This is a genomic window from Dermabacter sp. HFH0086 (genome assembly GCF_000413375.1).
In the GTDB taxonomy this organism is placed as follows: Bacteria; Actinomycetota; Actinomycetes; order Actinomycetales; family Dermabacteraceae; genus Dermabacter; species Dermabacter hominis.
This window is the reverse complement of record NZ_KE340308.1, coordinates 1,156,077-1,169,303: the sequence shown is the minus strand read 5'-3', so window position 1 is coordinate 1,169,303 and position 13,227 is coordinate 1,156,077. Positions and strand designations below refer to the sequence as shown.

At 64.4% G+C, this 13,227-nt stretch carries 10 protein-coding genes; 5 read left to right on the top strand and 5 right to left on the bottom strand.

Going from position 1 to position 13,227, the window contains the following annotated elements:
- Nucleotides 1-101 precede the first annotated feature (101 nt).
- From HMPREF1484_RS05010 to HMPREF1484_RS04995, 4 genes are all read left to right on the top strand, one after another.
- Nucleotides 102-389, top strand: a complete 288-nt coding sequence (locus HMPREF1484_RS05010) for a hypothetical protein (protein ID WP_016663938.1) — start codon at nucleotides 102-104, stop codon at nucleotides 387-389.
- On the top strand, nucleotides 389-892 hold the full coding sequence (locus HMPREF1484_RS05005; protein ID WP_016663937.1) for a hypothetical protein: 504 nt from the start codon (nucleotides 389-391) through the stop codon (nucleotides 890-892). The genes HMPREF1484_RS05010 and HMPREF1484_RS05005 overlap by 1 nt, the downstream gene beginning before the upstream one ends.
- Before the next feature lie 78 nt (nucleotides 893-970).
- Nucleotides 971-3,937, top strand: a complete 2,967-nt coding sequence (locus HMPREF1484_RS05000; protein ID WP_016663936.1) for a multicopper oxidase domain-containing protein — start codon at nucleotides 971-973, stop codon at nucleotides 3,935-3,937.
- A gap of 83 nt (nucleotides 3,938-4,020) precedes the next feature.
- Entirely contained in the window at nucleotides 4,021-4,584 is a 564-nt protein-coding gene (locus tag HMPREF1484_RS04995) for a flavodoxin domain-containing protein (RefSeq protein ID WP_016663935.1), read from the top strand.
- A 97-nt stretch (nucleotides 4,585-4,681) separates the two neighbouring features.
- On the opposite strand, the gene pntB is transcribed toward HMPREF1484_RS04995, so the two are convergent.
- The 4 genes from pntB to HMPREF1484_RS04975 form a co-directional block, all read right to left on the bottom strand.
- Entirely contained in the window at nucleotides 4,682-6,127 is a 1,446-nt protein-coding gene (pntB, locus tag HMPREF1484_RS04990; RefSeq protein ID WP_016663934.1) for a Re/Si-specific NAD(P)(+) transhydrogenase subunit beta, read from the bottom strand.
- Between the two features lie 3 nt (nucleotides 6,128-6,130).
- Nucleotides 6,131-7,672, bottom strand: coding sequence for a Re/Si-specific NAD(P)(+) transhydrogenase subunit alpha (locus tag HMPREF1484_RS04985; RefSeq protein ID WP_016663933.1), 1,542 nt, complete (start codon nucleotides 7,670-7,672; stop codon nucleotides 6,131-6,133).
- A gap of 157 nt (nucleotides 7,673-7,829) precedes the next feature.
- Entirely contained in the window at nucleotides 7,830-10,511 is a 2,682-nt protein-coding gene (gene pcrA / locus HMPREF1484_RS04980) for a DNA helicase PcrA (RefSeq protein WP_016663932.1), read from the bottom strand.
- A gap of 128 nt (nucleotides 10,512-10,639) precedes the next feature.
- Nucleotides 10,640-10,978, bottom strand: a complete 339-nt coding sequence (locus HMPREF1484_RS04975) for a hypothetical protein (protein WP_016663931.1) — start codon at nucleotides 10,976-10,978, stop codon at nucleotides 10,640-10,642.
- Nucleotides 10,979-11,079: 101 nt separating this feature from the next.
- Here HMPREF1484_RS04975 and HMPREF1484_RS04970 point away from each other — a divergent pair, with 101 nt between their 5' ends.
- Nucleotides 11,080-12,141: a lysylphosphatidylglycerol synthase domain-containing protein gene (locus HMPREF1484_RS04970; RefSeq protein WP_016663930.1), complete on the top strand. Its 1,062-nt coding sequence runs from the start codon at nucleotides 11,080-11,082 to the stop codon at nucleotides 12,139-12,141.
- Here the strand turns inward: HMPREF1484_RS04970 and HMPREF1484_RS04965 are convergent.
- Nucleotides 12,138-13,133 (bottom strand): alpha/beta hydrolase, encoded by a 996-nt coding sequence (locus HMPREF1484_RS04965; protein ID WP_016663929.1) that lies wholly within the window; start codon nucleotides 13,131-13,133, stop codon nucleotides 12,138-12,140. The two genes, HMPREF1484_RS04970 and HMPREF1484_RS04965, sit on opposite strands and share 4 nt — an antisense overlap.
- Nucleotides 13,134-13,227 lie beyond the last annotated feature (94 nt).

Sequence of the window (13,227 nt, the reverse complement as noted above, 5' to 3'; positions counted from 1 at the left end):
GCAATTGTCACTCCAGGTTAGGGGATCGCCACAGCCAAGCGGCTCAGCGGACACCCGCGCGCCCGTCACACCCGCCATACCGGGCCCGTTACGATGGAACAATGACGAGCCCCCGCCCCCAGCGTAGAACGCTCCGCCAGCGCATCATGGATCACCTTTTCTTTTCCGTCGTGGTCATGACGCTCTTTTTCGTGGTCCTCTCACTCATGGGGATCAAGGCGAAGTTCGCAAGCCTCGTGCTGTCGATCCTGCTCACGCTCGCGCTCAACGTGGGGCTTTCCTACTACTACGAATGGCGTCGCGACCGCGAGCGCGCCGCGATCCGCGAAGGCCGCGCGAATGTGCGCGACAGACGCGATGGCGATATCCGCATGAGGGATGAGAAGTAATGGCCAGTTGGAAGACCTACGCGAAGGCGGCCCGCAACACGGCGCGCAAGCAGGCTCCCGGCGCGAAGCGCGCCGTGCAGCGGGAGGCCCGCGCCTACGCGAGCGGAGCGCAGAAAGTGTGGGAGGCGAAAGCAGCCGATAACGTGCGCCGTGGCGCCGAGAGCGCGAAGAACTCGGCGAGCGAATCGGCAAAGACGATGCGCGCGGCCGCGAAGGTCGCGGGGCGCCGGTATCGCCGCGCGAATATGACGAAGCGCCTGCTCGCGGCCCTGCGCGACACGTCAATCATCGCCCTCTCGCTCGGCGCGATCTGGTTTGTGTTCTCGAGGATCATCCCTATTCCGGTGACGTGGATGCTCATCCTCCTCGCGGTGATCGTGCTCTTGCGGATCATTGCCGCTCTCATGCAGGACGCCTACGAAGAAACAGACCTCGACGATCCGGAGGGCATTCCTGGCGAGGAGCTCCCCGAAGGCGCGAAGGTCAAGAGGTTTAAGTCCTGATCGAGTTCCCTTTTCGTCGATAGCATGAACGGGGCGCTTTTCGCGCCCCGTTTGTCGTCCCCGCACGGAAGGTCAGCCTTGCACTCGACCGAGAATCGCCCCAAAGGCTTCACCCGCCGCAGCTGGCACAGGAAGGCCACGAAACCCGTCTCCTACTGGATGATCGCGCTCGTGATCGCCGTCGCCGCGCACCCGTTCATCCCGCAGTTTCGGTGGCTACTCGTGCACATGGTGACGCTCGGCCTCGTGACGACATCGATCATGATTTGGGGCCAGCACTTCACGGAGGCGCTCCTTAAGACTCGCCTCGCCGAGGAATCCCGCCCGACGCAAGTGGGGCGCATTTGGGGCCTCACGGCGTCGATTGTGCTCACGATGGCGGGCATGCTCGCGAATCTCCCGCCCGTCACGGTGCTCGGTGCCGTCGGCGTGAGCGCCATGATCCTCTGGTATGCCTTTGCGCTTGGCGCGCAGCTCAAAGCAGCCCTCGCCCCGCGTTTCTCGTTCGTCGTGCGGGCCTACCTCATTGCCGCGTGCCTCCTCCCCTTCGGTGCAACGCTCGGCGCGATCCTCGCCTTCTCCCCCGGCGAACCGTGGCAGGGGCGTCTGCTCCTCGCTCATCAAGTCGTCAATATCCTCGGTTTCGTGGGCGTCACGGTCTCGGCAACGCTGCTCACGCTCTGGCCCACGGTCTTGCGCACGAAGCTCGATACGGCGAAAGCCTCGCGCGCCTCGCGTTTCCTCATCGTCATGGTGATCGGCACGCTCATCGCGATGCTCGGTGCGCTCGTCGACAACGTCCTCGTGGGGCTCGCGGGCCTCACCCTCTACATTCTCGGTCAGGTCGTCCTCGGCTCGCTCCTCGTGGCGCTTGCGCGACAATCGGCTCAGCAAACCCGTCGCGAGCCGCTCGCCCTCTTCCCCGTGCTCTCGATCGGCACGGCCGCGCTGTGGTTTCTCGGCACGTGCGTGGCGCTGTGGGGGCTGTGGTTCAGCTCGATCGGCAGTTCCGACGGTTCCCCGGTCACCTCGCCCCTCAACTTCTCGCTCACCGCGGCACGCCTCCACGATCTGAGCGTCCCCTTCGTCGCGGGCTTCCTCTTGCAACTTCTCCTGGGCGCGATGAGCTACCTTCTGCCGGCCTCGATGGGCGGCGGTCCGCGCGCTCTCAAGGCGGGTCTCGCCGTCATGAGCCGCTGGGCGATCTTCCGCGTAGTGACACTCAACCTCGCACTTGGCATGTTCGCGTTCGCGAGCGTCACCGGCACGGTTGGCGAGGCGCTCTTTGGTGCTCTCACATTCGGCACCTTCGCGCCGAGCCAGTTCGGCTCGGTCACGCGCGTTCTCGTGTCGGCGGTGGCGTTTATCGTACTCGCGTCGTTCATCGTCCTCATGCTCCGCATGGTCAAGGTGAATCTGCGCGAGCGCCTCGAGTTCAAGGAGCGCTCGGCGCAGCTTGGCATGCCGGGAGTGGGCGCACCGACCGCACCGATGCACGCAGCAGGCGGTGCTACTTCGGCATCCACGTCCTCTGCCGTGAGTGCACCTCGTGCGGACGCGCGCGAAGCACAGCCCTCGCGCGAACCCGCGATGCTCGACCGGCGCCACCTTACGAGCGCACTCGCTGGCGTAGGGACCGTGTTCTCCCTTGCCGCGGTCGGGCGCGCTTTCGACGGCACCCTTGCAGGCGCGGCGGCCGTCGGAAACCCCGCCGGAGGGGCCGAGCACACGAACGGTGCGGGCCCCGCCATCGCCCCGACCGGTCGCACGACGCGCCTCAAGGTCGAGGCGAATGCCGACATGCGCTTCGTTCCGAACACGCTCGAGGTGCCCGCGGGTGACCGACTCGAAATCGAGGTCCGCAACGTCGATCCCGCGAATACTCACGACCTCGTTCTCGCCACGGGCCCACACACGGCGCGCCTCCACCCAGGCGACACCGCCGTGCTCGAGGCCGGCATCATCACGGAACCCGTCGAAGGCTGGTGTTCGATCGTCGGTCACCGCGCGATGGGCATGACCCTCAAGATCACCCCAACCGGGGCGAGCACGAGCGAAACCGAGGGCGGCAACGCTGGCGCAGCAGGCGTCGGAACCGACCCCCTCACCCGAGTAAGCGCCGACCTCACTGCCGCGCCAGGTACCTCACGCACGCGGCGTGACCCGGTCGTGCCTGCAGTCCCCTCCCCCGGTACGCCGCAAAAACTCGCCTTCGACGTGACCGAGGCGAACCTCGAGATCGCACCCGGCATCGCGATGGAATCGATGGTGTACAACGGCGAGGTCATGGGGCCCGTCGTCACCTCCCCCCTTGGCGGAAAAGTCGAATTAACCCTCACCAACAGCGGCGAGATGGGCCACTCGATCGACTTCCACGCCGGCACCGTCGCGCCGAGCACCTACATGCGCACGATCGCGCCCGGCGAGAGCCTCGTGTACCCCTTCACCACTGACTACGCGGGCGCGTGGCTCTACCACTGCTCGACCGCACCCATGACCATGCACCTGTCTGGCGGCATGTATGGAATCCTCATCGTCCCGCCACAGGGACTTGCACAGGCCGACCGCGAATACGTGCTCGTCCAATCCGAGCACTACCTCACCCCGGAGGCCAGCACCGGCGCGGATGGAAGCCCTGTTCAGGGGCCCGACGGTTGCGCGGTTCACGCCATCTCCTCGGAAAAAATCTTCGCCGAACGCCCCGACTTCACCGTGTTCAACGGACACGCGAACCAGTACGTGCACGCACCCCTCGAAGCGAAGGTCGGCGAGCGCGTGCGCATCTGGGTACTCGCCGCCGGGCCGAGTCGAGGGATTGCCTTCCACGTCGTCGGTACCGTTTTTGACACCGTCTTCAAGGAAGGCAAATACCTGCTGCAGCCCGACAACACCACCGGCGGCGGCTCGCAAGCTCTCGACCTCGGCAGCTGCCAGGGAGGTTTCGTCGAAATGGTGTTCCACGAGGAAGGCACCTACAAGGCCGTCAATCATCAGTTTGCGGACCTCGAACGCGGGGCGCTCGCGCTCATTAACGTGACAGCCTGAGCGCCGGGCACCGGTGGTCCCTGCCCGTACGCGGCGGTGCGTGGCAGGCTGGAAGTACCGAACACGACCGCGAAGGAGCACCCATGAAAGCCCTCATCCTCAACGCCTCGATCTACGGGCACTCCGGCCGATACGCCGAGATGATCGCGAGCGCCCTCACGGATGCGGGCTGGGACGTGCACACCCTCACCACCAAAGGATTCACCGTCGAGGCGGCACGAGAGACGCTCGGAGGTGAACCCGACCTCGTCGTGTACGCGGGCGGCAACTATGCGGGTAAGCTCCACGACGTCAAGGCCTTCGTGAGTGCCGCGCACGCTTTCGAAGGCGCCCGCCTCGCCTTGCTCTCCGTTGCCTGGGCTGACCCGAGCCGCACCGACGAAGTCGATAAAGTTCATCGCGCGAACCTCCCGAGTGACGTGTATGCGCGCACCGAACGCTTCCACGCGCGCGGCGGACTTGCCCACTCCAAGGTGTCTTTCGCCCACAAGGCTGCACTCACCGGCGTACACGCTTTCATGAAGGCGGTGCCCGCGAGCAAGCGCCACGCGAACGACCAGGAAATGCTCGACACGTGGGGCACGGACACCGATTTCGTGAAGCGCGAAAACATCGAGCCAATGCTCAAAGCGCTCCTCGACTCCTGACTCCGGCCCTAGGACCCGCGGGCAAGATTGCCGCATAAAAGGGCCTCGCGCCCACCCACTACGGGTGCGCGCGGGGCCCTTGGCTGAACGAGAGAGGCTAGAGCGCCTTCGAAATTGCCTCGACGGAAGTCTTCGCGTCGCCGAGCAGCATGTCCGTGTTCTCGTTGAAGAACAGCGGGTTCTGAACGCCCGCGTATCCGGCGCCCATCGACCGCTTGAACACGACGACACGCTTCGCGTCCCACACCTTGAGCACGGGCATGCCCGCGATCGGGCTGCCCGGCTCCTCGGCAATCGGATTCACCGTGTCATTCGCGCCAATCACAAGCACGACATCAACGTCGGCGAAGTCGTCGTTCACCTCGTCCATCTCAAGCACGATGTCGTAGGGAACTTTCGCCTCGGCAAGAAGGACATTCATGTGCCCGGGCAAGCGGCCCGCAACCGGGTGAATACCAAACGTGACCTCCACGCCGTGTTCGCGGAGCTTCTTCGTGAGTTCCGCGACCGGGTACTGCGCCTGTGCCACAGCCATGCCGTAGCCGGGAGTGATCATGACCGTCGAGGCACCCTTGAGAAGCTCCGCCGTCTCTTCAGGCGTGATCTCGGTGTGCTGCCCGTAATCACGCTCGACGGTGGAGGAGCCACCGTCGGAACCAAACCCGCCGAGGATCACCGAGATGAACGAACGGTTCATCGCCTTGCACATGATGTAGCTCAGGTACGCACCCGACGAGCCGACGAGCGCACCCGTGATGATGAGCAGGTTGTTGCCGAGCATGAAGCCCGCGGCCGCCGCGGCCCAGCCCGAGTAGCTGTTGAGCATCGAGACGACGACGGGCATGTCGCCACCGCCGATCGCCGCCACCAGGTGGAAGCCAAGGAAGAGCGCAAGGATCGTGAGCAGAAGAATCGAGGCCCAGCCGGCAAAGCCCTCGCCGCCGCTCGCCATGAACGCGATCGTGAGAACGAGCGAGAGAACGAGGACGCCGAGGTTGATCCAATTGCGGCCCGGAAGCATGAGCGGCGCGCCCTTGATCTTCGCCGAAAGCTTGAGGTAAGCCACGATCGAGCCCGTGAACGTCACGGCGCCGATGAAAATACCGAGCGCCACCTCGCCCAAATGGAAGGTCTCCATCGCGGGGGAAATACCGTGCGGATGAAGGAAGCTATTAAAGCCAATCAGCACCGCCGAAAGACCCACAAACGAGTGAAGCATGGCGATGAGCTCGGGCATGCCCGTCATCTCCACCTTCTTCGCGAGCGGAATGCCGACGCCGGCGCCAATCCCCATCGCGAGAATGATCAAGATGAGGGTGACGATCGGGCCGTTGAAATGCTCGGGATCCACGTGCGAGTTCGCGAGCGCACGCGCGATCGTGGCAACGAGCGCAATGGCCATACCGGCCGCACCAAAAATGTTGCCGCGCTTCGCGCTCTTTTGCGCGCTGAGCCCCACGAGCGCGAGGATGAAGAGAATGGCCGCGGCAATGTAGGCGAGGGTCGTGAGCCTCAACGTCCAGTCAACCAGCTGCATGTCCATCGATCAGCCCTCCCTCGAAAACATGGAGAGCATGCGGTGCGTGACCGTAAACCCGCCAAAAATGTTGATGCTCGCAATCACGATCGCGATGAACGACAGAATCGCCACGGCAATATTCGCGCTGCCCACCTGCAAAATCGCGCCCACGAGAATAATCCCGGAAATCGCGTTCGTCTCGCTCATGAGCGGCGTGTGCAGCGAATGCGTGACCGACGTGATCACGTAGTAGCCCACCACGATCGCGAGCATGAGCACCATGTACTGCTCCGCCACCTGGAAGGGGCTCGCAAGCACAAGCGCCACACCGAGGATTCCACCAATGATCGCCGCGATAGTCCCCGCGTGGGACTTCTTCGCTTCGGGCGCTTCGGCAGGAGCCGGTGCCGCTTCGGGTGCAGGTGCAGGCGCCGCCGACACCTTCACGGGAGGCGGTGGCCACAGCACATCCGCCTGGCCATCGTGCGCGAACGTCACCGTGATGCCACGAACGATCGTGTCCTCGAAATCGAGCATCATCACGCCATTCTTCTGAGGCGTCACGAGCTTCATGAGGTTCACGATGTTCTGCCCGTACAGCTGGCTCGCCTGACCGGGAAGCCGGCCCGCGAGGTCGGTGTGGCCCACGATCGTCACGCCATTCTCGATCTGGTAGACCTCGCCAGGCCTCGTCAACTCACAGTTGCCGCCGTTCGCGGCAGCCATATCCACGATCACCGAGCCGGGCTTCATGTTCTGAACATCAGCGGCGGTGAGAAGCACCGGCGCCTTGCGGCCCGGGATATTCGCGGTCGTAATGACGATGTCCGCCTCGGCCGACTGCCGCGAATAGAGCTCCGCGGCCGCCTTCGCTTGGTCCGCCGTCATCTCCTTCGCGTAGCCATCCTCAGACTTCTCCGTCTTCGCCTCGATCGGGACGAACTCCGCGCCCATCGACTCGACCTGCTCGGCAGCCTCGGGGCGAAGATCGGTAGCCTTCACGATCGCGCCCATCGAATTCGCCGTTCCGATAGCCGCGAGACCCGCAACGCCGGCCCCGATTACATACACGTTCGCGGGCGGCACCTTGCCAGCCGCCGTGACCTGCCCCGTAAAGAGACGCCCAAAGTTGCTCGCCGCCTCGATCACCGCGCGATAGCCGGCAATGTTCGCCATCGAACTGAGCACATCCATCGACTGTGCTCGCGAAATACGAGGCACCGCGTCCATCGCGAGAGCCGTCAGGCGATGCTCCTTGAGTTCGTCGATGAGCTCCGGGTTGCGACCCGGCGCCATGCGAGAAATGAGCACGGCACCGGCGAGCATCCTCTCGCGCATCTCGCGCGGGGGCGTATCGAGCGTCGTCACGATATCGGACTGCCACACCTCCTCCCCCACGATCTCGGCGCCAGCGTCGGCGTAGGCGGCATCGAGGTATGAAGCGCGCTCCCCAGCACCGCGCTCAACCGCGACGTCGTAACCAAGCTTCCGGAGCTTGCGTACGGTGTCGGGCGTGGCGGCGACGAGCGGCTGATCCTCGAGTGTTTCTCTCGGGATTCCGATTCGCAATGTCACTCCTTAGTGCGAGATGCCCATGTGCGCATGGGACCTGCTACGAATCTACCGCGTGCCTGCGAGACGTACAGCCCGAAACTCACGAGGGTCGAGAAAAACTGCGTCTCGAGCCCGAGAAACGGATGCCCGGACGGTCGCCGGCCCCACTCGCTCAGAGCTTCGTAATCGGCGCGTAGCGCACCAGGAGGCGCTTTTTCCCGTGCGGCTCCCGGAACTGGACCTCGACCTGGAGCTTCTCCCCCGCCCCGGTCGCGGAAACGACGGTCCCCATGCCGAAGCTGTCGTGCGTCACGCGGTCGCCAACCTCGAGGTTCGGGATTTCGCTCGCCGTCTTCGCCTTCTTGCCGGAACCGAAACTCGGCCGCGATACGTCGCGGCGGCCGCCGCCGACGCCTACGCCGGTAACAGATGGGCCACGCCTGCTCGAAGTACCCCAACCGTCGGAACCGCCGAAGCCGCCACCAAAGCCACCGCCGAAATCGGCGTACGCACGCGCGTTGCCTGCGCGCGCTACGTGCACGAGGGCCTCGGGGATCTCTTCGAGGAACCGGGACGCGGGGAAGAACTGCGGCGTGCCCCACGCGGCGCGCACGCTCGCACGCGTAATGAACAGCCGCTCGCGCGCTCGGGTAATCCCCACGTAGGCGAGGCGGCGCTCCTCCTCGAGTTCTTTCGGGTCGGCGAGGGTCCGCTGGTGCGGGAAGGTGCCGTCTTCCATGCCCGTGAGGAACACGATCGGGAACTCGAGGCCCTTCGCGGTATGGAGGGTCATGAGGGTCACGAACTGATCGTCGCCCTCGGGGATCTGATCGGAGTCGGCGACCAGCGAAACCTTTTCGAGGAACTGATCGACGAGCGAACCACTAGGGGCCTCGGGGCCGCCCGGCTCGTCCTCGAACTCGGAAGCCGCGGCTTCGGCGGCCGCGAGATCCGCCTCGAAGTCAGCGGCGACACTCACGAGCTCCGCGAGGTTCTCGAGGCGGGATTCATCCTGGGGATCGTCGCTGCTCTGGAGGGAGGCGTAATACCCGCTCTCGCTCAGGATCTCTTCGAGAACGTCGCTCGGGCCCTCGCCCTTTTCGACCTTTTCGCGCACGCGCGACATGAGTGACACGAACTTCTCAATCGCGCCCAGGGAGCGCGTTGCAATGCCGGGAGCTTCGCTCGCACGCTCGAGCGCCTCGCCAAAACTGATCCGCTCCTGCTCCGCGAGCACTGACACGGCGGCCTCAGCCCTCTCGCCGATTCCGCGCTTTGGCGTATTGAGGATGCGGCGCAGATTGATTTCATCTGCGGGGTTCGTCAGCACGCGAAGGTACGCGATCGCGTCCTTAATTTCTCGCCGCTCATAAAAGCGCGTTCCGCCCACAACCTTGTACGGGAGACCCACGCGAATGAGCTGATCCTCAAGCGCGCGGGACTGGGCATTCGCCCGATAGAACACCGCGATGTCGCCAGCCTTCGCCCCCTCATCGATGAGAGCATCAATCTGGCGGGTGATGTACCGCGCCTCGCCCTGCTCATCGTCGGCCACATACAGCGTGATCTGCTGGCCCTCGCCCTGATCGGTCCACAGCTTCTTGGGCCGCCTGCCCTGGTTTTCCTTGATGACCGCGTTCGCGGCGCTGAGGATCGTTTGGGTCGAGCGGTAGTTTTGCTCGAGCACGATCGTGCGGGCGCTCGGGAAATCCTGCTCGAACTCGATGATGTTGCGGATCGTCGCGCCGCGGAACGCATAGATCGACTGGTCCGAGTCGCCCACGACCGTGAGGTCCGCATGAGGGTCATCGCCGACGAGCTCGCGCACAAGCCTGTACTGCGCGGTATTCGTGTCCTGATACTCATCCACGAGCACGTGCCGGAACCGACGGCGATAGCCTTCGCGAATCCCCGGATTCTCGGCGAGCAGGCGCACAGTCAGTGCGATCAAGTCGTCGAAGTCCACGGCGTTCGCCGTGCGCAGCCGCTCCTGGTACTGGGTGTAGATCTGCGAGATCATCCGTTCGGCGGGGTTCTTCGCGTTCTCCGCCTGGGCAGCGTATTCCTCGGGCGTCACGAGCTCGTTCTTGAGGGAGGAGATTTTTGCCTGGAACGCTCGGGGCGAGTGCCTTTTCGAGTCGAGCCCCATGTCCTTCGCGATGTTCGTGATGAGCCGCTTGGAGTCTGCCGAGTCGTAGATCGAGAACGTGGACTTGAGCCCGGCTGCGGCCGCATCTCGCCGCAAAATACGCACGCACGCCGAGTGGAAGGTCGACACCCACATGTACCGGGCCGCGGGCCCAATGAGCGCCTCAACCCTCTCCTTCATCTCGGAGGCAGCTTTGTTCGTGAAGGTGATCGCGAGAATTTCGCCCGGAAGAGCCTCTCCACTTCGCAAAAGGTGAGCGATGCGGCGGGTCAGCACGCGGGTCTTGCCGGAGCCTGCCCCGGCAACGATCAACAGCGGGGAGCCGCGATGTTCGACCGCATCGCGCTGGGGCGGGTTGAGCCCCTCGACGATCTCCTCGAGAGCAGCCTCATCGCGCCCGCCCCAGGCCGCAAAACTCTCATGACGCACGGGCTCGGGCTCATCCGGAACCGGCTCAAAGTTCACCCCCGCCTCGGGATTGGGCGATTGCGACACCTGCTCGTCAAACGCGGTTTCCCAATCCTCGGGCGGGGCATCCTCGGAAAAATCCCATTCGTCGGGAGGCGGGCAAGCGTCGGACTCCCCTCGCGCACCCCCGCTCTGTGCGCGCGCACCCGTGCCACCCTCGCCTTTGATTCCCTTCCCGGCCTCGCCAAGCGCGCGGAAGGATTCGGGAAGTGGAAAATCGTCAAAAAGCGAGGACATAGAGGCACCTTCACGTACGGATAGGGCGGATAGTTAACGGATGCGTGGGCGCGCATGCACAGGTTCATGCGCTGCGGGCCTACCCCGTGTAGCGGCTTGCCCGTGCACGGGGGCGCTTACACGCGCTCTCACATGAACAGCGCAACCGCGATATTCACGACGATGCCCGTAGGAATCGCGAACCAGACCGGCGCGGGCGTTGCTTCGCGCTTCTTGATCGCGATGAACGCACACACCGCAACGATGACCGACAGCACAAGCTTGATACCGATCACCATGTGGTTGATACCCATGTCTGCGGCGATCCCAATGAGGGCGGCGATCAGGCCAAACACGGGTGCGGCAGCGGCCATGTGCGCCATGCCGGGACGAGGCTGGCGGTTCTTGGCAGCGGCGATCCACATGCCGAAGGCGCCGGCCCAACAAAGGATGTGGAGGAAAACAAAAATCATCATGAACGTATGCATGACTCCACTCTACGAAAGGGGTGAGACATTTAAACTCAGGGGCCCCGACGGGGTCGCTCGCATCACGTCGAGACCGCGCGTTTCTGCGAGAATGGTCCGCGATGAACGACTCCTCCAGCCCCACGCCCCTCACACGCGAACAAAAACTTACGCGCGCCCTGCTCGCCGTCGGCTCCATTGCCCTCGCAGCAATTCTGATCGTGTGGCTCATCCCCCGCGCTCTCGACACATCGTGGACACACATTTTCGCGTCCTTCACCGGGATCAGCGTGTGGTGGGTCCTCGCGCTCCTCGCGGTCGCGCTTGTCGTCCTCGCGATCGACTCAATCGGTTTTTCCGCCTGCTTTCGCGGCGTGAGCCTCAGGGCCAGCGCCGAAACGAATGCTGTTGCCCAAGCCGTCACCGTCGCAATCCCGATGGGATCAACCATCTCCCTCGGCCTTATCTACGCTCGACTCAAACGCGCGGGGGCGAGCGCGAAAACGATCGCCTCGGGCACCCTTCTGGCTTCGATCGCCGACATCCTCGCGCAGATCCTCCTGCCGATCCTCGCCGTTACCCTCCTCGCTCTCGCCCCGCTCGACATTCCGCTGTGGGTCCGCATCGCCCTCGTCGTTGCCGCCGCGCTCGGCCTCGCCCTTACGAGCACGGCGCTCGGACTAGCCTCGAGCGAAACACTGCTGCGCACACTCCTCGAACGCGTGCAAACGATCACCGACGCCTTCCACGAGGGCTACGGCGGGCGAAGCCGCGACATCGTCACACCCGCCCTCGCCACGCGCAACATGGCGATCGCCGACGCTCAGGGTTCACGCGCCTTGATCCTCGGCGCCCCCACCATTGCGCGCATAGTGCAGGGCCTCGCGTTCATTGCCTGGTGCACGTTCGGCTACGGCTTCACCATCAGCCCGCTCCTCCTCTTCGGCATCTATGCCCTCAGCCGCTTACTCGCCCTCATCCCTCTCACGCCGGGAGGCATCGGCGTGATCGACGTCGGCGTCGCGTGGGCCCTCGTGCAATGCGGCGCACCAAACGCCGCGGCTGTGTCGTGTGCGCTCGCGTTCACGCTCAGCCAAATACTCACGCCTGCCCTCGCCGGTGCGCTCGCCATCCCGATCGGGGTTCGCGATGCCGAGGCTGACGCCAAGGCCAGAAGGGCCTAAAGTCCGCGCCTCTCCATGAATGCGGCAAGCTCAGCGAAAAACATCTTCCTCGGGGCCTCGAACGCGAGGGCCATGTCGTGCGTTGCTCCAGGAATCCGCGCGATCGTCAGATCTCGCCCCGCGTTGCGCGCGTTCCTCACCTGCTGCTCGACGTTCAAGATCGCATCGCTCGTGTAGGCACGGCGCGTGAAAAACGGTTCGAGAGCGGATCGCGTCGAGGCCGTCATGAAAATAGGCTCGCGGATATTGAGCCCGCTCGCGAGCTGATTCTGGGCCCGTGCAACGGCAGCGAGTGTGCATGCCGGCATCGGGAACGACTCGAACGGCTTGTACGGCACATGCCAATCCCAATGCCCCCCAAAGTGGGTGTGAAGCGTCCGGGCATAAAAATCGGGCGTGCCCGGAATTACCGAGCTTAGGGGCCGCGTGCGCGCGAGCGCCTCGAGCATAGGAAGGAGGGCTCGGCGGACGAGCGGCCCGCCATGCAGTTCGAGCCACGGCGAATTGAGCAGAAGGGCCGACGCTTGCCCCGGGTTCCTCGCCGCCCAAGTGACCGTCGTGATCCCTCCCGTCGAGTGGGCATAGATGACCGGTTTCTTTGGGGTGAGGCCACGCTCGCGGGCGGCCGTGCTCGCCATGTCGATCGTGCGGCTGATCTCCTCTGCGTAGTCGCTTAGGTCGCCAATCGCGGTCGCCACATCTCCCTCGCGCAGCGAACGACCGTTTCGGCGCAGGTCGATCGCCCAAAAATCGTAGCCGCGGTCGTTAAAGAAGTTCGCGACGTGCGGGTGAAAGAAGTAGTCGCTCCAGCCGTGGAGGTACAACGCGATGGCGCCCGTCGCTCGCTCTTTCGGTGCGGGCCGCGCGATCGTCGTGAATCCCCACGGCCCGAGTGCGTCCTCGCCGCCGTCGTGGTGGCTGATGTCGAAACCATGCGCGACGAGAGCTGAATCGTCAACGGGCGGATAGGTGCGGTCGTGTTCGGCGGACATGGCTGGAGCTTTCTTTCGTCGCTATTCGCACTCGGTAGCAGGGCATTTTTCCCGGTGACGGAGCCGCCGTCGGGTGTGACGTGGCCCCGCGCGG